The organism is Stenotrophomonas sp. 8(2023) (assembly GCF_030345295.1).
GTDB classification, from domain to species: domain Bacteria; phylum Pseudomonadota; class Gammaproteobacteria; order Xanthomonadales; family Xanthomonadaceae; genus Stenotrophomonas; species Stenotrophomonas muris.
This window is the reverse complement of the sequence record NZ_CP128404.1, coordinates 3,402,887-3,426,855: the sequence shown is the minus strand read 5'-3', so window position 1 is coordinate 3,426,855 and position 23,969 is coordinate 3,402,887. Positions and strand designations below refer to the sequence as shown.

19 protein-coding genes and 2 pseudogenes are annotated in these 23,969 nt (G+C 67.8%); 14 read left to right on the top strand and 7 right to left on the bottom strand.

The genetic code is table 11. The features are described from left to right. The first annotated feature begins 92 nt into the window (after positions 1-92). Genes QP609_RS15990 through QP609_RS15980 form a run of 3 tightly spaced genes read left to right on the top strand, consistent with a single transcriptional unit; the run spans position 93 to position 8,609 of the window. Positions 93-6,824, top strand: coding sequence for an Hpt domain-containing protein (locus tag QP609_RS15990; RefSeq protein ID WP_197621716.1), 6,732 nt, complete (start codon positions 93-95; stop codon positions 6,822-6,824). Then, positions 6,811-8,148 carry a chemotaxis protein CheB gene (locus tag QP609_RS15985; protein ID WP_197621717.1) on the top strand — a complete coding sequence of 446 codons (1,338 nt, stop codon included), beginning with the start codon at positions 6,811-6,813 and terminating at the stop codon, positions 8,146-8,148. Before QP609_RS15990 ends, QP609_RS15985 begins: the two co-directional genes overlap by 14 nt. Continuing rightward, positions 8,145-8,609, top strand: a complete 465-nt coding sequence (locus QP609_RS15980; RefSeq protein WP_014648089.1) for a chemotaxis protein CheW — start codon at positions 8,145-8,147, stop codon at positions 8,607-8,609. Before QP609_RS15985 ends, QP609_RS15980 begins: the two co-directional genes overlap by 4 nt. A 102-nt stretch (positions 8,610-8,711) precedes the next feature. Here QP609_RS15980 and QP609_RS15975 read toward each other — a convergent pair. From QP609_RS15975 to bioA, 4 genes and pseudogenes are all read right to left on the bottom strand, one after another. Beyond that, positions 8,712-8,816, bottom strand: a pseudogene (locus tag QP609_RS15975) (16S rRNA (uracil(1498)-N(3))-methyltransferase); the annotation flags it as partial. Between the two features lie 163 nt (positions 8,817-8,979). Continuing rightward, positions 8,980-9,084, bottom strand: a pseudogene (locus tag QP609_RS15970) (16S rRNA (uracil(1498)-N(3))-methyltransferase); the annotation flags it as partial. Between the two features lie 166 nt (positions 9,085-9,250). Further along, a complete protein-coding gene (locus QP609_RS15965; RefSeq protein ID WP_069116275.1) occupies positions 9,251-9,988 on the bottom strand; it encodes a 16S rRNA (uracil(1498)-N(3))-methyltransferase in 738 nt (245 codons plus the stop codon). Continuing rightward, positions 9,979-11,370, bottom strand: coding sequence for an adenosylmethionine--8-amino-7-oxononanoate transaminase (bioA, locus tag QP609_RS15960; protein ID WP_049441317.1), 1,392 nt, complete (start codon positions 11,368-11,370; stop codon positions 9,979-9,981). The genes QP609_RS15965 and bioA overlap by 10 nt, the downstream gene beginning before the upstream one ends. 77 nt (positions 11,371-11,447) lie before the next feature. Here bioA and nudE point away from each other — a divergent pair, with 77 nt between their 5' ends. The 8 genes from nudE (at position 11,448) to QP609_RS15920 (ending at position 17,540) form a co-directional block, all read left to right on the top strand. Then, positions 11,448-12,011 (top strand): ADP compounds hydrolase NudE, encoded by a 564-nt coding sequence (nudE, locus tag QP609_RS15955; RefSeq protein ID WP_005418435.1) that lies wholly within the window; start codon positions 11,448-11,450, stop codon positions 12,009-12,011. Further along, entirely contained in the window at positions 12,008-12,811 is an 804-nt protein-coding gene (gene cysQ / locus QP609_RS15950; protein WP_014038179.1) for a 3'(2'),5'-bisphosphate nucleotidase CysQ, read from the top strand. The genes nudE and cysQ overlap by 4 nt, the downstream gene beginning before the upstream one ends. A gap of 13 nt (positions 12,812-12,824) precedes the next feature. After that, positions 12,825-13,664 carry a nucleoside triphosphate pyrophosphohydrolase gene (gene mazG, locus QP609_RS15945; protein WP_014648086.1) on the top strand — a complete coding sequence of 280 codons (840 nt, stop codon included), beginning with the start codon at positions 12,825-12,827 and terminating at the stop codon, positions 13,662-13,664. Beyond that, positions 13,661-13,990, top strand: a complete 330-nt coding sequence (locus QP609_RS15940; RefSeq protein ID WP_014648085.1) for a YnfA family protein — start codon at positions 13,661-13,663, stop codon at positions 13,988-13,990. Before mazG ends, QP609_RS15940 begins: the two co-directional genes overlap by 4 nt. A 218-nt stretch (positions 13,991-14,208) precedes the next feature. Continuing rightward, a complete protein-coding gene (locus QP609_RS15935) occupies positions 14,209-14,511 on the top strand; it encodes a DUF962 domain-containing protein (RefSeq protein ID WP_014648084.1) in 303 nt (100 codons plus the stop codon). 157 nt (positions 14,512-14,668) lie between these two features. Beyond that, a complete protein-coding gene (gene gcvT / locus QP609_RS15930; protein ID WP_014648083.1) occupies positions 14,669-15,781 on the top strand; it encodes a glycine cleavage system aminomethyltransferase GcvT in 1,113 nt (370 codons plus the stop codon). 93 nt (positions 15,782-15,874) lie between these two features. After that, the gene (gene gcvH, locus QP609_RS15925) at positions 15,875-16,270 is read left to right on the top strand and encodes a glycine cleavage system protein GcvH (RefSeq protein ID WP_014648082.1); all 396 of its coding nucleotides are present in this window, start codon (positions 15,875-15,877) and stop codon (positions 16,268-16,270) included. Between the two features lie 775 nt (positions 16,271-17,045). Then, a complete protein-coding gene (locus tag QP609_RS15920; protein ID WP_014648081.1) occupies positions 17,046-17,540 on the top strand; it encodes a hypothetical protein in 495 nt (164 codons plus the stop codon). A gap of 124 nt (positions 17,541-17,664) precedes the next feature. Here QP609_RS15920 and QP609_RS15915 read toward each other — a convergent pair whose 3' ends face one another. Next, the gene (locus QP609_RS15915) at positions 17,665-18,558 is read right to left on the bottom strand and encodes a LysR family transcriptional regulator (protein WP_032960844.1); all 894 of its coding nucleotides are present in this window, start codon (positions 18,556-18,558) and stop codon (positions 17,665-17,667) included. A 114-nt stretch (positions 18,559-18,672) separates the two neighbouring features. On the opposite strand from QP609_RS15915, the gene QP609_RS15910 reads away from it, so the two are divergent. After that, positions 18,673-19,431 carry an SDR family oxidoreductase gene (locus QP609_RS15910; protein ID WP_032960847.1) on the top strand — a complete coding sequence of 253 codons (759 nt, stop codon included), beginning with the start codon at positions 18,673-18,675 and terminating at the stop codon, positions 19,429-19,431. A 102-nt stretch (positions 19,432-19,533) separates the two neighbouring features. Here QP609_RS15910 and QP609_RS15905 read toward each other — a convergent pair whose 3' ends face one another. Further along, entirely contained in the window at positions 19,534-20,934 is a 1,401-nt protein-coding gene (locus tag QP609_RS15905) for a serine hydrolase domain-containing protein (RefSeq protein ID WP_032960851.1), read from the bottom strand. Between the two features lie 284 nt (positions 20,935-21,218). On the opposite strand from QP609_RS15905, the gene QP609_RS15900 reads away from it, so the two are divergent. Further along, positions 21,219-22,547, top strand: a complete 1,329-nt coding sequence (locus tag QP609_RS15900) for an MFS transporter (protein WP_197621746.1) — start codon at positions 21,219-21,221, stop codon at positions 22,545-22,547. A 76-nt stretch (positions 22,548-22,623) separates the two neighbouring features. Further along, complete coding sequence (locus tag QP609_RS15895; protein WP_014648076.1) at positions 22,624-22,974, top strand: DUF1304 domain-containing protein; 351 nt, start codon at positions 22,624-22,626, stop codon at positions 22,972-22,974. A 488-nt stretch (positions 22,975-23,462) separates the two neighbouring features. On the opposite strand, the gene QP609_RS15890 is transcribed toward QP609_RS15895, so the two are convergent. Continuing rightward, entirely contained in the window at positions 23,463-23,930 is a 468-nt protein-coding gene (locus QP609_RS15890) for a hotdog fold domain-containing protein (RefSeq protein ID WP_014648075.1), read from the bottom strand. Positions 23,931-23,969 lie beyond the last annotated feature (39 nt).

Below are 23,969 nucleotides of genomic sequence, written 5' to 3'. Positions count from 1 at the left end.
GGGCGGCGAGCAAGGAACCAGTCGATGAAGCATTTCCATTCCCCACGCCAGAATCCGCGCGGCCACCGAGCGGCGGCGAACGGAGCGCGTCCATGAGCAGTCTGCGCGATGCGATGAGCCACGCAGCGCTGGGCTGGGTCAAGCCCGAGCTGGACGAGACCCTGCGCCAGGTGCGCAACGAGGTCGAGTACTACGCGGAAGACCCGAGCGATGCCAGCCGCATGCGCATCTGCGCCGGCTACCTGCACCAGGTGCAGGGCACCCTGCGCATGGTTGAACTGTATGCCCCGGCGATGGTGGCCGAAGAGCTCGAGCAGCTGGCCAATGCCATCGGCGCCGGCCAGGTGGCCGACCGGGATGAAGCCTGTGCGACCCTGATGCGTGGCAGCGTGCTGCTGCCGGACTATCTGGAGCGCCTGCAGAACGGCCATCGCGACATTCCGATCGTGCTGATGCCGCTGCTCAACGAGATCCGCGCGTCGCGTGGCGAAGAAGGCGTCAACGACAGCGTGCTGCTGGCCTTTGCGCCGGACAGCATCACCGCCACCGAGGCCGAACTGGACCATGCCCGGGGCAGCCTGAGCGGGCGCAACCGCGAGCTGCTCGATACCGTCGGCAGCGCAGTGAAGGAAGAACTGCTGCGCATCAAGGATGCGCTTGACCTGCACCTGCGCACCGGCGGTGCACCGGAACAGCTGCAGACCCAGGCCAACGAACTGGGCGCCGTGGCCGACACGCTGGGCATGATGGGCCTGGGCGTGGCCCGCGGCGTGGTCGTGCAGCAGCGCGACGCGCTGCGTGGCGTGGTCGAGGGGCGCCAGCAGATCGACGAGAACCTGCTGCTGGATATCGCCGGTGCGCTGCTGTACGTCGATGCCTCGCTGGACGACCAGGTTGCCCATCTGGGCGCCGGCGGCAGTGGCGAGGACGATCCGAGCGCGGTGGAGAACCGGCGCACGGTGGAAGTGCTGGCCCATGAAGCCATCGCCAACTTCGCTGCCGCCCGCGAGCATTTCGTCGCCTTCATCGAAACCAGCTGGAACCATGCCGAGCTGCAGGATGTACCGCGCCTGCTGGGCGATGTGTCCGGCGCGCTGCGCATGCTCGACCTGGGTACCGCCGCCGATTACCTGCGTGGCGTGCAGCAGTACATCGAGGCCGAGCTGATCGGCCGCCAGCGCGTGCCCAGCGGCCGCCAGCTGGACACCCTGGCCGATGCCATGGCCAGCCTGGAGTACTACCTGGAAGCCCTGCGCGATCGTCGCCCGGGCCGCGAAGACATCCTCGAAATCACCCGCAGCAGCCTCGAGGCACTGCGCTACTGGCCACTGCCCGAACGCAACGCCGCCGCACCGGAAGCGCCGGCAGCGCTTGCGATCGAACGTGAGCCGCTGCCGGTGCAGGTCGAGCCGCTGCAGCCCGAGCGCATCGAGGTACCGGTGCAGCCTGCTGCGCCCGCGGCCGGCGACGTGCCGGTATCGCTGCCGGACTTCACCTTCGATCCGCCGCCGGCCACACCGGCACCGAGGGTGCCCGACAACAGCCTGATGTTCGGCGCGCTGGGCACCGCGGGCGTCGTGGCCGCCAGCCCGTTGGATGCTGGCGCCTCGCCGCTGCCAACACAGGATGATGCCGAGGCATCGCTGGTCTTCGCCGCGTCCAGCGCACCTGCGCCTGATGTCCCGCAGTGGGAGCTGGCGCCGTTCTACCCCGAAGCCGAGGCGGCCGCGCCCGCCGGCGACGAACGCGCGCCGACGTTCGCCAGTTTCGATCCCGTCAGCTTCGAACTGGCCGACAGCGATCACGCCGATGCACCGCAGTGGTCGCTGTCCGAGGCGCCGCAGGTGCTCGAGGAAAGCGCAGCGCCTGCGATCGACGAGACGACGGACAGCATGGTTTCGCCCGTGACCGGATTCGATGCTGCGCCGGTGTTCGATCCGGTAGCGGCCGAACAGGGCGCGGTTGCCGAGGCCGACGACGTGGTGTTCCGCTTCGACGCCGATGCATTGGACAACGCTGACGACGTGCTGTCGCTGCATGCGATGGAAACGTTGTCGCTGGACGATGACGCCGGGTTGCATCCGTCGCTGGAGATCGTCGATGCCGTGGCGCCGCCGCTGGCCGATGCATCGCCTGCGGCGGAGGTCAGGGTGGACGAGGCTCCGGATGACCTGCCGGCATCGTCGATCACGCCGCCGTCGATCGAAGCGCCCGCCCCGGCAGCGGAAACGTCGGCGCCGGCCGTGTCGGTGATCGATATCGACACCATTGCGCCGATCGATTTCAGCGAAGCCGATGCCCAGTTCTTCGCCGAGCTGAGCGCAGCCGCTGCCGGCTTCAATCCGCAGGCGATGCCCACTGCGACGGCACCGGAGGCGGTCGTTGCGACCGGCGCCGACGCCAATGCCGACGCGACTACGGGCTTTGACGCCGGCTTCGACGACGACGCTGAGAACATCGACGAGGACATCCGCGAGGTGTTCCTGGAAGAGTTCGACGACGAGCTCGCCAATCTGGGCACGCTGCTGCCGGCGTGGCGCATGCAGCCGGACAACATGGACCGGCTGCGCCCGATCCGCCGCATCTTCCATACCCTCAAGGGCAGTGGCCGCCTGGTTGGCGCACGTACGCTGGGCGAGTTCGCGTGGAAGATCGAAGGCATGCTCAACCGCGTGCTGGATGGCAGCCGCGCCGCCTCGCCGGCGGTGCTGGCGATGGTCGACAACGCACATGCGGCGCTGCCACAGCTGAACGCAGCGCTGCGCCACGGCCAGCGCATCAGCGTCGACCTGCAGGCCATGCAGGCCATTGCCGATCGTGTCGGCGCAGGCGAGGAAACCTACTACGTACCGCTGCCGGGTGCGGCTGCGCCGGTTGTACCGGTTGCTGAAGCTGACGGCGAAGACGAGATCAGCCGCATTCTCGACGCGGAGGCTGCCGCCTCGGCGCCGGCCGATACCGACGTGGAGGCCGAAGTGGCCGGTACGCCGGCCAACATCGACAGCGTGCTGCGCGAGATTCTCGAGGCCGAGGTGGAAGTCCACCAGGCCACCCTGCAGGACTGGCTGCGTTCGGCGCAGCAGGCGCCGCAACCGGTCAGCGATGCACTGCTGCGCGCGGTGCACACCATGAACGGCGCCTTCGCGATGACCGAAGTGCCCGAGATCACGGCGGTGACCGGCGGCGCGGAGTCCTACATCAAGCGCGCACTGGCCGCCGAGGTGGTCCCGGGTGATGAAGGCGTAGCCGCCCTGGATGCGACTGCGCAGGCGATCACCGCCACCATGGAAGCGTTGCAGGCCGAACAGCCGCGCATCGCGCCGCAACAGGTACTCGCGCAGCGCCTGCAGGCGCTGGCTGGCGCGTTGCCGGAAGCGCGCTGGCCGATGGTGGGCCTGGAAGACGAAGAAGACGATCTGGCGCTGGATGACGAACCGCCGGTGGAACTGGACGCGGATGCATCGACAGCCGTCGCGCCTGAATCCGATGCGGTGCCGCATTCGTTTGCCGCACCGGAGCAGGACGCGGAAGCACGTGCCGATACTGCCGAAGCCCCGGTCGCCGACGTGGCGATCGAGGCCGGGCTGGAGGTCGGTGAGCTGACGGCCAGCGATGATCTTTCGCGCTACTTCGATGCCGGATGGCCGTCCGTACCGGGTGAGGAGGATGCGTCGCTGCCGGTGGTCGAATCGATCCAGGTGGCCGACGACGTTCCAGCCGTTGCCGTAGCCGGTGTCGAGGCGGAGGCCGAAGGCGTGCTGCGGTTGTCCGACGATGCCGGTTTGACCGTCGTGGATGATCTGTCGCCGTACCTGGATGCCAGTGCGCTGCCGGTTGACGACCGCGACGCCGAAGAGACTCCGGCCGCTGTCGAAGCCGTCGCATCTGACCTGAATGCGCCCTCGGCCGATCGCGCGCACGTCGCTGATGCCACGGCGTTCGAAATGCCTGCTGCACTGCCACTCGACAGCGAGCTGTCGAGCCTGCAGGATGAAATGGCTGCGCCGGGGTTTGCAGAACCGGTCTCGCTGGAAGCCGCGCTCGAGGCCGGCCTGCACGTGATCGACGAAGAGCAGCCCCTGGCCGACGACGGGCAATGGCCCGTGCTCGGCCTGCAGGCCAGCGAACTCGCGCCGGGCGAGGCGGAAGCCTTTGCCGAGGACGCGGACGTCGGCGGGGAGGCGGCGATCGGTGAAGGAGAGAGCGCCGATCAGCCGTCCCCGGCGACGGTGAATGAGGAGATCGCGGAGGCCGCAGCGCAGGCCACCGCCGAACCGGTTCGCTTCTTCGAACTGGAAGACGCGCCGGGCCAGGCGGAGGTCCACGCCGAAGCTGCCGATGTTGATGCGGTTGCGGTATCGGATGCCGTGGCAGCCAGCGCGCCCGAAGCCGACGTGCCTGAAACCGTGACACCTGACATCCTTGCCATGCCGGTGCCGGAAGACAGCACCGATACGCTCGACTTCAGCGTCTACGATCGCGAGCTGGTCGACATCTTCGTCGAGGAAGGCAAGGACCTGCTCGACCACTGCGATGGCCTGATCAGCGAGCTGCGTGATGCACCGCAGGACCGCGAGGTGCTGGCCGGCCTGCAGCGTGACCTGCACACCCTGAAGGGTGGCGCACGCATGGCCGGCATCAACGCCATCGGTGATCTCGGCCACAGCATCGAATCGTTGCTGGAGGCGGTCGCCGCCGGTCGCACCGAGATCGAACGCCGCGATGTGCAGTTGCTGGAGCGCGGATTCGATCGCCTGCACCAGCTGCTGACCCGCACCGGTAACCACCGCGTGGTGGAACCGGCGCAGGATCTGGTCGATGCGTTCGAAGTGCGTACCACCACCGATATTGCCGCAGCAGCAGCGGCTGCCGCAGGCGCAGCGGACGTGGCGAGCGTTGCAGAAACCGCGTCGGCAGCGGTCGCCGGCCCGGCGCCGGCACTGCTCGATGCGCCGTTGTCGGCACCGCTGCCGGCCGAAGGCGTGATCGATGAAGATCCGCTGGCGCGCCCGCAGCAGGAACAGGTGCGCGTGCGCGCGGATCTGCTCGACCGCCTGGTCAACCATGCCGGTGAAGTGGCGATCTACCGCTCGCGCCTGGAACAGCAGCTTGGTGCCTTCCGCGGCGCGATGGGCGAGCTGGAGCGCACCAATGCGCGACTGCGCGACCAGCTGCGCCGACTCGACCTGGAAACCGAGGCGCAGATCGTCGCCCGCTACCAGCGTGAGCAGGACCAGGCCGATCAGAAGTTCGATCCGCTGGAACTGGACCGCTTCTCCACGCTGCAGCAGCTCAGCCGTGCACTGAACGAGTCGGCGGCCGATCTCGGGGGCCTGCAGGGCGTGCTCGACGATCTGTCACGCCAGTACGATTCGTTGCTGCAACAGCAGTCGCGCGTCAGCTCCGAGCTGCAGGATGGCCTGATGCGCGCGCGCATGGTGCCGTTCGATGGCCTGGTGCCGCGCCTGCGCCGCGTGGTCCGCCAGTCCGGAATGGATACCGGCAAGCAGGTGCACCTGACCCTCGAGGGCACCCACGGCGAACTGGACCGCAATGTCCTCGATCGCATGGTCGCGCCGCTCGAACACATGCTGCGCAACTCCGTGGCCCACGGCCTGGAGGCGCCGGAACAGCGTCGCGCCGCCGGCAAGCCGGAGGAGGGCGAAGTCGCCATCCGCCTGCACCGTGAAGGCTCGGAAATCGTGCTGGAAGTGGCCGATGACGGTGCTGGCCTGGACCGCGAAGCGATCCGCCGCCGCGCCATCGATCGTGGCCTGTTGGCCGCCGATGCGCAGCCCAGCGAGCAGGAACTGGACAACCTGATCTTCGCCTCCGGTTTCTCCACCGCCGACCAGGTCAGCCAGCTGGCGGGTCGTGGCGTGGGCATGGACGTGGTGCGCAACGAAGTGCGCCAGCTCGGCGGCTCGGTCGACATCCAGTCGGTGCGTGGCCAGGGCGTGCGCTTCACCTTGCGCCTGCCGCAGACGCTGGCCGTCACCCAGGCGGTGTTCGTGCAGATCGGTGAAACCACCTTCGCCGTGCCGGTGGCCTCGGTCAGTGGTATCGGCCGCCTGTCACGCGAACGCTTCGAGGCCGCCGACAGCAGCTACCGCTACAGCGGCGAAGACTATCCGCTGTATGACCTCGGCAGCCTGGTCGGGCAGGCCCCGGCACGCGCCGATGGGCAGGACCAGGTGCCGCTGCTGCTGGTGCGTGCCGGTGACCTGCGCGCTGCCGTGGCGATCGACCAGGTGCTGGGCAACCGCGAAATCGTGGTCAAGCCGGTCGGCCTGCAGATCGCATCGGTACCGGGCATCTACGGTGCCACCATCACCGGCGATGGTCGCGTGGTGGTGATCCTGGACGTCGCGCCGCTGGTGCGCCGTTTCCTCGCCAATCCGTCCGCACCGGTGCTGGCCAATGCACCGCGCGACGAACGCCAGGTGCCGCTGGTGATGGTGGTCGATGACTCGCTGACCATGCGCAAAGTGACCGGACGCATCCTCGAACGGCACAACTTCGAAGTCAGCGTCGCCCGCGATGGCGTGGAAGCACTGGAGCGGCTGGAAGAGCGCGTGCCGGACCTGATGCTGCTGGATATCGAGATGCCGCGCATGGACGGCTACGAGCTGGCCACGGCGATGCGCGCCGACCCGCGCTACAAGGATGTACCGATCGTGATGATCACCTCGCGCAGCGGCGACAAGCACCGCCAGCGCGCCTTCGAGATCGGTGTCCAGCGTTACCTGGGCAAGCCGTACCAGGAACTGGACCTGATGCGTAACGTGTACGACCTGCTGGGGATCGCCCGTGTCCGTGAGTGAAACCCATCCGGCCCCGGCCGTCGCCCTGCTGGCCCGCCCCGGTGCGGCGCGCGAACGCCTGCGCGAGGCGCTGTCGCATGCAGATGTGCAGCTGGTCCTGGAAGATGACCCGAACGGCCTGGAGCCACAGGTCCTGCAGGCTGCGGATCCGCAGTTCGTGGTGATCGCGCTGGAAGCGGCCATCGAGGACGCACTGGAACGGCTGGACGCCGTGCTCTCGGCACCGGGGCTGACCCTGGTGTTCGATGAGGCCGAGCTGGCCGCGCGCCGCGACGGCTGGGAGGCGCAGCGTTGGGGGCGCCATCTGGCCGCCAAGCTGCACGGCCACCAGCAGGTGTTGCCGCCGGGTGCCGAGGAAGAGCCCAGCCTGCAGCTGGAGCCCGGCCATCCGGCGCCCGCGCCGGCACCGCAGGAAGAAGCCCTGCAGCCGCATCTGGCGCAGGCGCTGAGCTGGGCCGGTGACGTTCCGGCCGACGGTCTGTACTCGCCGCCGGCACACCTGCACGAACCGATCGCGCTGGAGCAGGCCCTGGCGGCACTGCAGCCGGACGTGCCCGAACCACGGGATCCGCCTTCGCCGCCGCAAGCGCCGGCCGAACCGGCGGCGCCTGCGGCACCGCCGATCTCCTTCGATCACACCGCCTGGTCGCTGGTCGAGGAATCGATCGAAGCGCCGGCACCGGCAGAAGTGGCGGCGCCGGCCGCCGCGCCGCAGCCCTCCTTCGATACCGATCATTTGACCCTGGTCGATCTGGATGCCGCCGCCCCGGCCGGTGCGCGCGCCGCATCACTGCTGGTGCTGGCCGGCATCGGTGGCCCGGATGCGTTGCGTCGCCTGCTCGGCGCACTGCCCGCGTCGTTGAGCGTGCCGGTCCTGGTGCACATGCGCCTGGACGGTGGCCGCTACGGCAACCTGGTCAAGCAGATGTCGCGTGTTTCGCCGTTGCCGGTGCAGCTGGCCGAGGCCGGCCAGCGCGCCGCGCCGGGCGAGGTCCACGTGCTGGCTGATGATATCGGCGTGCGCGCGGCCAGCGATGGCCTGCATTTCCAGAGCGATGCCACCGGTATTTCGCTCGCTGCATTGCCGGCCGCACACACTGCGCTGGTGCTGCTCAGCGGTGCCGACCTGGCCCATGTCGGCCCGGCGCTGGACCTGGCGGCCGCCGGTGCGTGGGTGGCCGGGCAGGTAGGCGAGGGCTGCTACGACCCGGCTGCGGCCACCGCCGTGGTTGCTGCCGGCATGGTGGCCGGTGAACCGCAGGAGCTGGCGCAGGCAATTGCCGCGCGCTGGGGTGAGCAGGACGACAACGGAGAGGCACCATGAGCTACGCCAGCAACGACGAAATCCGCGGCGTCCTGATCCAGGCCGGCAACGAGCGCGTACTGCTGCCCAATGCCACCGTGGCCGAAATGATGTCGCGCGTACCGGTGCAGCCGGTCTCCGATGCGCCGCGCTGGCTGGTTGGCGAGATCGGCTGGCACGGCTGGCAGGTGCCGCTGGTGTCGTTCGCACGCCTTTCCGGGCTGGGCGAAGAGACGGTGGCCGGCCACAACAAGGTGGTAGTACTGAAGTCCCTCAGCGGCAACGCGCAGCGCCCGTACTACGCGCTGCTGACGCAGAACTTCCCGCAGCTGATCTCGGTGCCGCGCGACGGCCTGCTGGCCGACGCCTCCGAAGAAACCCTGCCGCAGATCGTGCACATGCGCGTGCTGCTGGGTGAGCAGAGCGCGCTGCTGCCGAACCTGGATGCATTGGAAGCGGCGCTGGATTCGCTGGCGGCCTGATCGGCAATCCGCCGGTCGGGTAGCTGGTAGTGCCGGCCGCTGGCCGGCAACCCCATGATCCCGTGGATGCCGGCCAGCGGCCGGCACTACCACGAATCAGCCTTACCCCAGATCGCCCAACTGCGCCTGCAACGCCGCGATCGCGGCCAGTCCGGCCGTTTCCGTGCGCAGGATCCGCGGCCCCAGTTGCAGCCCCTGGAATCCTGCCGCTTGCAATCACGATGCCGACAGCGGGAGCGGCTTCCAGCGTCGACATCCGCTGGCGGCCTGATCGGCAATCCGCCGGTCGGGTTCCCGGTAGTGCCGGCCGCTGGCCGGCAACCTCATGATCCCGTGGATGCCGGCCAGCGGCCGGCACTACCACGAAGCCTTACCCCAGATCGCCCAAGCGCGCCTGCAACGCCGCGATCGCGGCCAGTCCGGCCGTTTCCGTGCGCAGGATCCGCGGCCCCAGTTGCAGCCCCTGGAACCCTGCCGATTGCAATCACGATGCCGCCAGCGGGAGCGGCTTCCAGCGTCGACATCCGCTGGCGGCCTGATCGGCAATCCGCCGGTCGGGTTCCCGGTAGTGCCGGCCGCTGGCCGGCAGCCTCATGATCCCGTGGATGCCGGCCAGCGGCCGGCACTACCACGAATCAGCCTTACCCCAGATCGCCCAAGCGCGCCTGCAACGCCGCGATCGCGGCCAGTCCGGCCGTTTCCGTGCGCAGGATCCGCGGCCCCAGTTGCAGCCCCTGGAATCCTGCCGCGGCCAGTTGATCGCGATCGCGTGGCGACCAGCCGCCTTCCGGGCCGATTGCAATCACGATGCCGCCAGCGGGAGCGGCTTCCAGCGTCGACAGGCGATGTGCTCCCTGCGGATCCAGGGTCAGCCGCAGCGAATCGGCTGGCAGCGCCGCCGCAGCCTGCGCCAGCGACAGCGGCGATCCTACCGGCGGAATGCGCGCGCGCCCGGACTGGCCGCAGGCCGAGGTCACCACGTTGTTCCAGTGCGCCACGCGCTTCTCCGCCCGTGCCGCGTCCAGCTTCACCTCGGTGCGCTCGGCGTTGACCGGAATGATCGCGACCACGCCCAGCTCGGTGGCCTTCTGCAGGATCAGGTCCATCTTCTCGCCACGGGCGATGCCCTGCAGCAGGGTGATCGCCAGCGGGGATTCGTTGTCGATGGCCTGCACGGCGTCGATGAGGACCTGCACCTCGCGCTTGCCGGCCACGGTCAGCGTCGCGCTGTAGTCGTGGCCATCGCCGTTGAACAGCACGCAGGTATCGCCTTCGCGCAGGCGCATCACCCGCACCAGGTGGTTGGCGGTGTCTTCCGGCAGGGTCACGGTCTGGCCGCTGTGCAGCGCCAGGTCGATGGGGCAGCGGGTCACGCGCATGCAATCGCCTCGTCGATGGCCGCCAGCGTGGTGTGCGCCAGCAGCTCCAGTTGTTCGTCGTCCACGCAGTAGGGTGGCATCCAGTACAGCACGTCGCCCAGCGGGCGCAGCACCACGCCGCGCTTGAGGGCGGCCTTGTAGGCCTGCAGGCCCAGCCGCAGGCCCGGGTCGAACGGCGTGCGCTTGTTGCCGTCGCGCGACAGCTCGAACGCCACCACCATGCCGGCCTGGCGCACGTCGGCCACGTGCGGGTGGTCGGCAAACGGTGCCGCCAGCGTGCCCATCACCGAGGCGATGCCCCGGTTGCGCGCGATCACATCGTCGTCGCGGAAGATGTCCAGCGTCGCCAGCGCCGCGGCGCAGGCCAGCGGGTTGCCGGTGTAACTGTGCGAATGCAGGAAGGCGCGCTCGCGCGAGTCGTCGAGGAAGGCGTCATACAGCGCCTGCGTCGCCAGTACGGCGGCCAGTGGCAGGAAGCCGCCGGTCAGGCCCTTGGACAGGCACATCAGGTCCGGCATCACCCCGGCCTGCTCGCAGGCGAACAGGGTGCCGGTGCGGCCGAAGCCGGTGGCGATCTCGTCGGCGATCATGAACGCGCCATGGGCATCGCACAGTTCGCGCACGCGCTGCAGGTAGACCGGGTCATGCATGCGCATGCCGCCGGCACACTGCAGGCGCGGTTCCAGGATCACCGCGCAGACCTCGCCCGGGTGCTGGTCGAACAGCGTGGCCAGGCCATCGGCCGCCTGCCGTGCGCGATCGGCCGCGCTCTGGCCCGGTTCGGCCAGGTAGGCATCGGGAGACGGCGCGAACAGGCCCTCGGCCAGCAGCGGCGCATAGACGCGGCGGTACAGCGGAATGTCACCCAGCGCCAGCGCGCCCAGGGTTTCGCCGTGGTAGCCGTTCTCGAGCGCGATGAAGCGCGTGCGCCGGGGCTCTCCGCGGTTCTGGAAGTACTGGAAGGCCATCTTCAGCGCCACTTCCACGCCGGCGGATCCGTTGTCGGCGTAGAACACCTTGGCCAGCGGTTCGCGGCCGGCCTGGCGTGGCGCCAGTGCCAGCAGGCGTTCGGCCAGGGTGATCGCCGGCTCGTGGCCGAAACCGGCGAGCATCACCTGTTCCAGCTGCCCGGCCTGGGCAGCGATGGCGCCCCCGATGCGCGGTTCGGCATGACCGAACAGATTGGTCCACCAGCTGCTGACCGCGTCCAGATAGCGGTTGCCGTCGTGGTCGATCAGCCATGCGCCTTCGCCACGGGAAATCGGTACCAGCGGCAGGGTGTCCGGATGCTCACGCATCTGCGTGCACGGGTGCCACAGCACCTGCAGGTCGCGCTGCCGCCAGTGGCGGGCCAGCGGGGAGGGGGTTGGGTCTGCTAGCATTTCGGGCTCATGAACATGTTGCTGCCTGCACATTCTATCGGCCCCGGCGCAGCCGCCGGTCGCCGCGGAGATTCCGCATGAACGATGACCGTGCCGGCCGTCGCTTGCCGATCATCCATCGGATCACCGATGAGGAGAACGGCCCCTTCCAGCGCCAGCACCTGGACCTGGAGTTCTCCAACGGCGAACGCCGCCGCTTCGAGCGCCTGGTCAGCCGTGGGCACGGTGCGGTGGTGGTGGTGCCGATGCTCGACGACGAGACCGTGCTGCTGGTACGTGAATACGCCGCTGGCATGCACCGTTACGAACTGGGGCTGGTGAAGGGCCGGATCGATGCCGGCGAGACGCCCGAGCAGGCGGCCGACCGCGAACTGAAGGAAGAGGCCGGTTATGGTGCGCGCCGGGTCGACGTGCTGCGCGCGATGACCCTGGCCCCGACCTACATGAGCCACCAGTCGTGGCTGGTGGTGGCGCGCGACCTGTACCCGGAAAAACTGGCCGGCGACGAGCCGGAGGAGCTGGAAGTGGTGCCGTGGAAGCTGGCCGAACTGGACCAGCTGATGCTGCGCGAGGACTTCTCAGAGGGACGCTCGCTGGCGGCGCTGTTCATTGCCCGCCAGTGGCTGCAGGGAACGCGATGATCAAGCTGACGACGGACCTGCGCGAGACCGCCATCGCCATCGCCCAGGAAGCCGGACAGGCCATCATGCAGGTGTATGCCGATGGCTTCGACGTGCAGATCAAGGACGACAACAGCCCGGTCACCGCAGCTGACCTGGCCGCCAACCAGGTCATTGAACTGGGCCTGCGCCAGCTGACCCCGGACCTGCCGATCCTGTCCGAGGAATCGGCGCAGGTGGGCTGGGAGCAGCGCCGCCACTGGGGCGCCTACTGGCTGGTGGACCCGCTCGACGGCACCCGCGAGTTCGTCAAGCGCAACGGTGAGTTCAGCGTCAACATTGCCTTGATCTACCAGGGCGCACCGGCATTCGGCGTGGTGCTGGCGCCGGTCACCGGCATTGTCTGGCATGCCATGCGCGGGGAACTGGCCTATCGGCGGCAGGGTCTGCACGACACCGTGCTGCGCACCCGCACGCCGGCCACTGCTCCGCTGCGCGTCGCCGCCAGCCGATCGCACCGTTCGCCGGAAACCGAGGCGCTGCTGGCGCGCATGGGCCGCATCGAGACCATCGCGCAGGGATCGTCGCTGAAATTCTGCCGGATCGCCGAAGGCGGCCTGGATGTCTATCCGCGGCTCGGCCCGACCTCTGAATGGGATACCGCCGCCGGCCAGTGCGTGCTGCATGCGGCGGGTGGCGCGGTGCTGTCGGCCGCGACCGGCAAGCCGTTCCGTTACAACCGCCGCGAAACGCTGTTGAACGGCGATTTCATTGCCCTTGGTGATACCAGCCTGCCGTGGCGCGACTGGTTGTCCGACTGAACCTGGAGGCCGCATGAGCGCGCACGACACCCCTGCCACCGGCAGCGAGGCAAGCCATCAACTGGAACGCCTGCTGGTCATCATGGCGCGCCTGCGCGACCCGCAGGGAGGTTGCCCATGGGACCTGGAGCAGGACTTCTCGACCATTGCCCCGTACACCATCGAGGAAGCCTACGAGGTGGCCGATGCGATCGACCGCGGCGACCTCGACGATCTCTGCGACGAGCTCGGCGACCTGCTGCTGCAGGTGGTGTTCCACGCACGCATGGCCGAGGAGCAGGGGGCATTTGCCTTCGCCGATGTCGCACGTGCGATCAGCGACAAGATGCAGCGCCGTCACCCGCATGTGTTTGCCGATGTCAGCGTCGACGATGCCGACGGGGTGATGCGCAACTGGGACGCGATCAAGCGCGCCGAGCGTGCCGCCAAGGGCGAGCAGGACACCTCCGCACTGGCCGGTATCTCGCGTGGCCTGCCGGAATGGCAGCGCGCCGTGAAGCTCCAGTCGCGCGCGGCCAGGGTCGGTTTCGACTGGCCGGGCCCGCTGCCTGTGCTGGACAAGGCGGCCGAGGAGCTGCAGGAGCTGCGAGAGGAATTCGAGCGCGGCGATATCGCGGGCAACAAGGCGCGCCTGCAGGAAGAACTGGGCGACCTGCTGTTCGTCTGCGCCAACCTGGCCCGGCACGCCGATATCGATCTGGGCGCCGCACTGCGCGGGGCCAACCACAAGTTCGAGCGGCGCTTCCGCGCGATGGAAGCGCAGGCCGAGGCGCAGGGGGAGGCGTTGGCGGCACTGGACCTGGATGCGCAGGAAGCGCTGTGGCAGCACGCCAAGGCAGCAGAAAAAGCGTGAAGACGCTTGGCCTGTTCCTGCTGACCGCGCTGGCCGAGATCGTCGGCTGTTACCTGCCATGGTTGTGGCTGCGCAAGGGAGGCAGCGTCTGGTTGCTGCTGCCGGCCGCGGCCAGCCTGGCCCTGTTCGCCTGGCTGCTGACTCTGCACCCGACTGCCAGTGGACGGGTCTATGCCGCCTACGGTGGCGTGTACATCGGCACCGCGCTGTTCTGGTTGTGGCTGGTCGACGGCATCCGCCCCAGCCGCTGGGACCTGTTCGGTGCAGCCCTGTGCCTGGCCGGCATGGCGGTGATCATGTTCGGTCCGCGCACGCCCCCGGTGTAGCGTCGAGCCAGGCTCGACCGCGCCCACCCTTTTGTAGAGCCGAGCCATGCTCGGCTGCTTCTCCGGGGAGCAGTCGAGCAAGCTTGGCGCTACAAAGGCCAAGGCAGCCGAGCATGGCTCGGCTCTACAACGGCCGCCGGGCCATGCCCCGCAAGCGCGCAGCGCTGCATCCCGGTAAGGCGCATGATGGCAGTGACCACGGCCCCCGGAGCACGCGCATGTCCCGCTTCGCCAGCTTCCGCGAGTTCTATCCGTTCTATCTCAGCGAGCACCGCCACCCGGTCTCGCGGCGCCTGCATTTCATCGGCAGCTGCGGGGTGCTGCTGCTGGCTGCGGCTGCCGTGTTGCGCGGCCAGCCGACGCTCCTGCTGGCCGCGCTGTTCTGCGGTTATGGATTCGCCTGGGTCGGCCACTTCTTCTTCGAGAAGAATCGCCCGGCCACCTTCCGGCATCCGCTGTATTCATTCATGGGTGACTGGGTGATGTTCGTCGACATCCTGCGTGGGCGGGTGCGCCTGTAACAGGCGGTTGCGGGGAGCGCAGCCATTGCCTCGCCCGAAAGGGAAAGGGCGCGGCGGGCCGCGCTTCCGCTTCCACGAACCGCTGCGCTGCGGCACGCCTGCGGGCGACCGATCTGGGATAATGGGAATTCCTGTTTCCTCTGCTGCCGGACCGGTCATGACCCAGAAGACGCTGCTCAACGATACCCACCGCGCCCTTGGCGCCAAGATGGTCGATTTCGGGGGTTGGGACATGCCCATCCACTACGGCTCGCAGCTGGACGAACACCACCTGGTGCGTCGCGAAGCCGGCGTGTTCGACGTCAGTCACATGACCGTGGTCGACCTGCGCGGTGACCAGGTCAAGCCGTTCCTGCGCCGCCTGCTGGCCAATTCGATCGACAAACTGAAGGTGACTGGCAAGGCCCTGTACTCGTGCATGCTGAATCCGCGCGGCGGCGTCATCGACGACCTGATCGTCTACTACCTGGGCGACGATTTCTTCCGCATGGTGGTCAATGCCTCCACCCGCGAAAAGGACCTGGCCTGGCTGCGTGAGCAGGCGGCACCGTTCGGTGTTTCCGTCGAGCAGCGCCCGGACCTGGCCATCCTCGCCGTGCAGGGCCCGCAGGCGCGCGACATCGTGATCGGCCTGGCCCGCGAAGCCGACCGTGCAGCACTGACCAAGCTGGGCCGCTTCGCCGCCCTGCAGGCGCAGTCCGACGACGGCGTCGAGTTGTTTGTCGCCCGCACCGGCTACACCGGTGAAGACGGTTTCGAGATCCTGCTGCCGCAGGATGCCGTGGTCGCCTTCTGGAACCGCCTGCTGGCGGCAGGCGTGAAGCCGGCCGGCCTCGGTGCGCGCGACACCCTGCGCCTGGAGGCCGGCATGAACCTGTACGGCCAGGACATGGACGAAGAGATCAGCCCGTATGAAGCGGCACTGGCCTGGACCGTGTCGCTGGACGAAGGCCGCGACTTCATCGGCCGCGACGTGCTGGAGGCGCAGAAGGCCGCCGGCACCGCGCGCCAGATGATCGGCCTGGTGATGGACGAGAAGGGCGTGCTGCGCCACGGCCAGGCGGTGACCACCGCTGGCGGCCAGGGCGAGATCCTGTCCGGCACCTTCTCGCCGACCCTGGCCAAGGGCATCGCCTTCGCCCGCGTGCCGGCCGGTGAACTCGGCGAGGTCACCGTCGACATCCGCGGCCGGCAGGTGCCGGTGCGCGTGGTCAAGTTCCCGTTCGTGCGCGAAGGCCAGGCCCAGCCCGGCGTGCTCGCCGACGCCTGATCCGAACGTGCCGGTCGTCACTGACAGCAGTGGCGGCCGGTTGGTTACACTAGCCCCGTTTTTTCCACCCCTGCATATCTCTGGAGCAGTCCCATGAGCGAGATCCCCGGCGACCTCAAGTTCCTCAAGTCCCATGAGTGGGCCCGTGTCGAAGGCAATGGCCGCGTCACCGTCGGTATTTCCGACCACGCCCAGGGCCTGCTGGGTGACCTGGTCTACGTCGAACTGCCGGAAGTCGGCGCCGACGCCAAGGCCGGCGAACAGATCGCCGTCGTCGAGTCGGTGAAGGCCGCCTCGGACGTCTACAGCCCGATCAGCGGCAAGGTCGTCGAGGTCAACTCGGCCCTGTCCGACAAGCCGGAAACCATCAACGAAGATGCCTACGGCGAAGGCTGGATGTTCGTGATCGAACTGACCAACGCCGAAGAGGTCAACGAGCTGCTGGACCCGGACGCGTACGCCGAAGCCCTGGAGAACGACGACCACTGAGTCGTCGTTTCCGGATTCTGGAGCGGCCACCTTCGGGTGGCCGTTTTTGTTTTGGCGACCGCGTCGGACTCATGACGCGGGGTTCGCTGTGCACCCTCGGCGTGGCATCAGCCGACAGGCGAACGGTGCCGATGGGCGTGCGCAGTTTTGCGCAAATCCGCGTTTCAGCCCCGCGCCGAAGCGTTCGAATGTGAAAACTTTTCGCCCCCCGTTGCGGCGCCGTTGTGCTGGCGTTGGCGGCGGTGCCGGTGACCACCGACGATGCGCGTACGCCGTTGTGCCTTGCCTGCGCCTGTCTACGCGGAGTGCTTATTTCAAGTGTTTTTTGATCAACGCCTGCATTGGCATCGATGCAGGCAACGTGCGTGCGCGCCGCTTCCACCGTCGTTGCAGGCCGTGCAGAGTGGTGGCGCCGGCGGCGCCCGGGAAGGCGCGGATGTGAAAATTTTTCGCGGGGGTTGTTGACAGTAAAAAAAACCGTGATTAGGTTTCGCCTCAGCAGACCTTGCCTGCCCAACCGAGTGCGCAGAATCAATCGTCCGATGCGAAGCAGCCCCTTCAAGACCACCGCGACCCTGATGACGGTGGACATGGCCCCGCTTCCCCCGGAGAAATGCAAGGCAACTCCCGTTCCGATGCCCGCTCCGCCGATCGAGGCGGGCATTGCCGCATCCGTAACGGCGCGCCTGACGCGCCGGCGGTCCCCGCACGCAGCATCCGCGGGTTTGATCCAACTGGGCGTTTCAACTCCCTATCACTGACGAGGAGCCATCCCATGGCAACCAAGAAAGCTGCGAAGAAGAAGCCCGCCGCCAAGAAAGCGGTGAAGAAGGTCGCTAAGAAGGCCGCTGCCAAGAAGGCAGTGAAGAAGGTCGCGAAGAAGGCAACCGCCAAGAAGGCAGTGAAGAAGGCTGCGAAGAAGGTCGCCAAGAAGACCACTGCGAAGAAGGCAGTGAAGAAGGCGGCGAAGAAGGTAGCCAAGAAGTCCGCTGCCAAGAAGGCCACCAAGAAGGTTGCCAAGAAGGCCACCAAGAAGACTGCCAAGAAGGCCGCGGCGCGCAAGCCGGCCAAGAAGGTCGCGAAGAAGGCCACTGCCAAGAAGGCCGTCAAGAAGACCGCCAAGAAGGCAGTGAAGAAGACCGCGAAGAAGGCCACCAAGAAGGCTGCCCCGAAGAAGGCAGCGAAGAAGGTTGCCAAGCGCAAGCCGGCCGCCCGCAAGAAGAAGGCCGCTCCGGTCGCTCTGCCGGCAACCCCGGCGCCGCTGATCTAAGTACTTCCCGATAGCCGCATCCTGAAACCCCCTTCCCTGGCTGCCCAGCGGGGAGGGGGTTTTTTTATGGGCCACTTGTAGCGTCGAGTCGAGCCAGGCTCGACCGCTTTGCTGACGGTCGGCGCTAGCCGTGCGGCGCCGCTGGAAAGCGCTCCATCAGGAAGTCGAGGAAGCTGCGCAGGCGGGTGGAGTGGTAACGGTCGTGCGCATAGACCACGTGCATCGGCCGACCGGCCTGACCGTATTCCGGGAACAGCTGCACCAGACGCCCCGCCTCGACATCGGCGGCCAGCAGCAGCGTCGATTGCAGGACGATGCCAAGGCCGTGCAGCGCCGCCGAACGCAGCGCTTCGCCATTGTTGATCTGCAATCGGCCGTCGGGCACGTGGTCGAGCTCGCCAGCGTCGTCCTGCAGCCACTGCGCAAGCGCACTCGGTTCGAACGACAGGCATTGATGGCCGGCAAGTGCGTGCACGCTGCGTGGCGTGCCGTGCCTGGCCAGATACGCCGGCGAGGCGCACATCATCAAGCGATAGGGGGCCAGTGCTCGTGCCACCAGCACGCTGCTGTCGGCCAGCGTGCCGATGCGCAGTGCCGCCTCGAAGCCCTCTTCGGCCAGGTCGACCACACGATCGGTCAGCGTGGCTTCGACCCGGACATCCGGATGACGGGCCATGTACTCGGCCAGCGCCGGTACCAGCGCGTGTGTACCGAAGATCACCGGTGCGCTGATGCGCAGCGTGCCCGCCGGTGAGAGCTGCTGGTGCTGCGCCTGCGCGTCGGTTTCCTCCACCAGGCGCAGGATCTCCTTGCAGCGCGCGTAGTAGTCCTCGCCGAACGGTGTCATGTGCTGGCGCCGGGTGGTACGGCTCAACAGCTGCATGCCCAGCCGGGCTTCCAATGCGCGCAGGTGCTTGCCGGCCATCGTTGCCGAGATATCCATCGCCGCGGCTGCCGCACTGAGGCTGCCCTTGTCCACGATCAGCACGTAGACCTGCATGCTCTCCAGCAGGTTCATCTGACACCCCGGGTGTTGAATGCTGAAACCTGCGTGGAGTTTATCAATCAGGGGTGATCAAACAGCATGTCGTGCACGGACCGGATTCGCCGGCCACGCTGACAGGAGAACACCATGGACTTGAATCTTGCTGGCCGTACCGCGTTGGTGACGGGCGCGGCCAGCGGCATCGGTGCCGCCGTCGCCAGGCAGCTGGCGGCCCAGGGCGTGCGCATTGCCATCACGTCGCGGCAGCGGGCACCGCTGCAGGCGCTGGCGGCGCGGATCGAAGCCGAAGGCGGCGCTGCACCGGTCATCGTGGCCGGCGATGTCACGGTTGCCGGCGACCTCCGGTACATCGCGGACGCATCCCGTGAGGCATTGCAGCGTGTCGACATCCTGGTCAATGCCGCAGGCGGTTCCCGGCCGACCACGGTCGATGCCGATGACGATATCTGGGAGGAAGCGATCGCCCTGAACTTCTCCGCCGCACGACGGCTGACCCAGGCGCTGTTGCCCGGCATGCAGGCGCAGGCATGGGGACGGGTGATCAATTTCAGCGGTTCGATGGAACCGCGCGCGGTGAACGCGGCCACCGCGGCGAAGGCGGCATTGCACCTGTGGAGCAAGGGCCTTTCGTCGGAGGTGGCGGGGCAGGGCATCACGGTGAACGCGATTGCACCGGGGCGCATCAACAGCGCGCAGATCCTGGACCGCCTGCACCCCACCGAGGAAAGCAGACGCGCGTTCATTGCCCGCAACATCCCGATCGGACGCTTTGGTGAACCGGAGGAAGTGGCGCCGCTGGTGGCGTTCCTGGCCTCGCCGCTGGCGGGTTACATCACCGGTGCGGTGATTCCAGTGGACGGCGGCATGCACTACTTCGCGCACTAGCGCTGCGGAACTGCAGAGCCGAGCATGGGCTCGACGCTGCAACGGCCAACAAAAAGGGCGACCGATGGGCCGCCCTTCGCACACACGGTCGAGCCCGCCTGGTCAGCGCGGCGAAGCCACCGCGCGGTTGCCCGAGGCGCCCTTGCCCTTGCGCTTGTCCTGCTGCGCCGGGCTTGCGCCCTCGGCCATCAGGTTGTCGCTGCCGAAGTCGGTGTCCACGTCCAGCCAGCGCTGCGCCGGCAGGCCAAGAGCCGAGTCGAGCACGGTCGGCAGCAGGCCGCTGGGCAGGCCGCTTTCGCCATTCCAGAGGATGGCGATGCCGAGGTCACGTTCCGGCACCAGCGCGACCAGGCCGCGATAGCCCTGCACGGCACCTGCATGGAACACCACGTCGTGGCCGGCGTAGTCGAAGGTACGCCAACCCAATGCGTAGCCCGCCGAGTGCAGGCGCTCACGGCGCCAGCCCGAACGCATCTCGCCCGGCGTGTTGATCAGGCTTGAATGCAGGGTGGCCAGCAGCGGTGCCGGCAGCACGTCGGGGCGATGGCCGGTGTGGGCCAGCAGCCACTGCGCCATGTCGCTGGCGCTGGCGTTGACGCCAGCCGCCGGAGCGACGCGGTAATAGGTGGGCTTGGGCGTCAGCGAGACCCAGCCGTTGCGGCTGCGCACGTGCGGACGCGCCCAGCGCGAGCTGGCCTGGATGCCGGCCAGGCCGAGGCTGGCGTCATTCATGCCCAGCGGCTTGAAGATGCGGCGCTCGACCGACTGCTCGTAGAAGCTGCCCGAGGCCGCATAGACAACGTCGCCGATCAGGCTGAAGGCCACATTCTGGTAGGCGTAGCAGTCGCCCGGCAGGCATTTCAGGCTGGTGTTGGCCAGCTTCTGGGTCAGCGCGTAGTACTCGGCGTTGCCTTCGATGTCGCGGTCGTAGGCGTTGTACGGCAGGCCGACGCGATGGCTGAGCACGTCGGCCACGGTCAGGCGGTCGGTGGCTTCGGGCGAATTGAGGCGGAAGCCCGGCACGTAGTCGGTGACCTTGCTGTCCCAGCGCAGCGTGCCGTCGTTGACCAGCAGGCCGGCCATGGTGCCGGCGAAGGCCTTGGACAGCGAGGCCAGGCGGAACACGGTGTGCGCATCGACCGGCAGCGGGTTGTTGACGTCGGTGACGCCATAGCCACGCGCGCTGAGAATGCGGCCGCCCTGCACGATCGCCACCGCCATGCCTGGCACGCGCTCGCCATAGGTCAGCTGCTGCGCCATCGACTCGATGTTGGCGACGTTGAAGCCAGCCGCCGGCGCCTGGACGCGCGGCACCAGACCGGTGCGGTAGGCCGCAGGCTGGGTGTGGGCGACGGTGGCAGCCGTCGCGGATTCGATGTTGGTCGGCATCGGCGGCAACGCCGGCGGTGTCTGCGCGGTGGTGGACAAGGCAACGGGCATCAACATGCCCAGCAAACCGGTGGCCGCCGAACGGATCGGACGACGCAGGCTGTTCTTTTTCATCGGTTGGACCCGTGCGCGACTGCTGATGGCGATTCTAGCGCCGCTTTTCCCCTGTGCACAAACAAAGCGAAGATGAATGCGCATCTTGTTGAAAAAGTTGGAATTTTGACGCCCCGAAAGTGTGTATCGGAACGTGTCGTCCAGGCCGGTCGTCGCGTCCGTCCGCAGGTGCGAGGGCGCGTCACGCTGGCGATGTTGCAGTGCATTGGCTAACGTACGCGCTTCACCGCCCCGGAGCCTGCCATGCTGCTGTCCAACCGCCGTCTGTGGGCGAGGGGCGCTGCATGAGCGCTGCATCGGGCAAGGGGCCGCTGCAGGGCCTGGCGGCGGCGCTGCGCGAGTCGCCGGCGCTGTGGTGGTCGTTCCTGTACTTCTTCTGCCTGCTCAGCGGCTACTACGTGCTGCGCCCGGTGCGTGAGGCCATGGCCGCCTCGGCGGACCTGGAAACGGTGTTCCCGCCCGTGCTGATCACCTGGTTCGCCAGCCATGGCATCGCGTTGAAGGACTTCGTCCTGCAGTTCCTGTTCTCCTGCGTGTTCGTGATCATGCTGGTGCTGCAGCCGGTGTACGGCTGGCTGGTCAGCCGCTTCCCGCGCCGTGTGTTCCTTCCCGTGGTGTACGGCTTCTTCATCGTCACCCTGCTGGGGTTCTACGCACTGTTCGACAGTCACGTGCCAGGGCGGGGCATGGCCTTCTTCCTCTGGGTGATGGTCTTCAACCTGTTCGCGGTGGCGGTGTTCTGGAGCTTCATGGCCGACGTGTTCTCCAACGCACAGGCGCGTGCCTACTACGGCTACATCGGTGCGGCCGGCACCGTTGGCGCGTTCCTCGGCCCGTTGATCACCAGCGCGCTGGCGCAGCGCGTGGGCATCGCCAACCTGATGCTGGTCTCGGCAGCATTCCTGGTCGTGTGCCTGTTGTGCATCTGGCGGCTGCGGCATTGGGCGGTGCTGCGCGAACGCGAGCAGCAACTGGTGTCCGGCGAGCAACCGATGGGCGGCAGCGTGCTGGACGGCCTGAAACTGATCGTGCGCGAGCCGCTGCTGCGCTGGCTGGCGGTGATGGTGGTGTTCGGCGTGGGCGTCGGCACGCTGCTGTACAACCAGCAGGCCAGCATCGTGCGCGCGGCGTTTACCGACCCGGCGGCCAGTACCGCGTTCTTCTCGCGCATCGACCTGGCGGTGAACGCGCTGGCGCTGCTGATGCAGGTGGGCCTGACCCGCTGGCTGCTGTCGCGCCACGGCATCGCGCCGGCGCTGCTGATTCCCGGTTTCGCGATCCTGATCGGCTTCTCGGTGCTGGCAGCCTCGCCGATGCCGTTGATGGTCGCGGTGGTGCAGGTGGTGACCCGCGCCAGCGAATTCGCACTGGCCAAGCCGGCGCGCGAGACCATCTACACGCGCGTGGACCGGCAGTGGCGCTACAAGGCCGGCGCGGCGATCGACACCGTGGTGTACCGCGGCGCGGACCTGGGGTTCACCTGGATCCACAAGGCACTGACCCTGTTCGGTTCGCACGTGGTGTTCATCGGCGGCGTGCTGGTGGCCGGCTTCATGACCCTGGCTGCGTTCGGCGTGCTGCGCGAAGAAAAGAAGCTGCCGCGCGACCGTTGATTTGCCGGGGTCAGGGCCCTTTCCCGCGGGGAAAGGGCGCTGACCCCATTCTCCTTCCCTGTCCAAGGAACCGCACATGTACTGGATCGCACTCGCCCTGACCTTGCTGGTCGCACTGCTGCACGTCTATTTCCTGGTGCTGGAGATGTTCCTGTGGACCCGCCCGCTGGGCCTGAAGACCTTCCGCAACACGCCGGAGAAGGCCGGGGCCACGCGCGTGCTGGCGGCCAACCAGGGCCTGTACAACGGCTTCCTGGCGGCAGGCATCGTGGTGGGGCTGGTGATCGATCAGCCGGTGCTGGTGACGTTCTCGCTGGCCTGCGTGGTAGTGGCGGGGTGCTATGGCGCGTACAGCGTGAGCCGCCGTATTTTCATGATCCAGGCGGTGCCGGCGATCCTGGCGTTGGTGTTTCGCGCGCTGGCGTAGTTTCCAGCCAACGGCGCAGCCCCTCGTGGGTTGGTCGCGTGGAGCGGGTCATGTGTTGGGGGGGGAGGGCGGGTGGGCCGTGCAGGGGACGCTGCAAGTACGTCCATGTAAGCTCGATGGCGCCATCCATGGCGCCAACGCCCCTGAACGGCCCACCCGCCACACCCCTGACAGTTTCAGGGCGCGGCCAGCCACGGAGAAGAAAAAGAAGTTCAAGAGCAACAGCAACAGCAACAGCAAAAAGCGGCCGGTGGGCCGCTTTTGCTTTTGCTTCTGCCCTTCTTTTTTCTCTTGCGTGGGTGGACGCCGCAGAGATGCGTCCGAGGCTGGGGGCGGTGGGTTCGCGGGGGTGTCCGCGGCATGGATGTCGCGGCCAAGCCCCCAGGGATGGGTTCACGGCGTCCCCCGCGAACCCACCGTCCCCAGCCTAACCAGGGCTTTCCGCGATCAACCGTCCACCCACGAGGGGCTGCGCCGTTCGCGGGAACCTACTTCGCCGGCGACAACCACATGTCGATCACCGCGCTGAACACCTCCGTGCCCGCACGGTCGCGCACGCTCACCGTCACCGGCAGGGCATAGCCCTCGGCCGCGACGACAATCGGCTGTGCCGGCAACGCCACCGCCTGCAGCGTGCCACGTGCCTTGGCCAGGTACTGCACCTGCATCCCCTTCGGGATCCAGCGCATGCCCTTCGGCAGCGATGCATCGACCATCAACCCGGCGGTCAGTTCGGCCAGGTTGCACATCGCGATCGCGTGCACCGTGCCGATGTGGTTGCGCACCCTGCGGCGGTCGGCCAGCGTGCCTTCGCAGCGGCCGTGTTCCAGGCGGGTGATGCGTGGCGCGATGCTGGCGAAGTAGGGCGCCTTGAAGCACACCGCGCGCGAGAACAGCCAGGTGCCGGCGGGCCAGCGCTGCAGCCGGTGGTAAAGCGAGAGCAGGGGCGTGGACATGGTGGGTATTCCGGTCGGCGGATAAAGCGACGGCGGGCC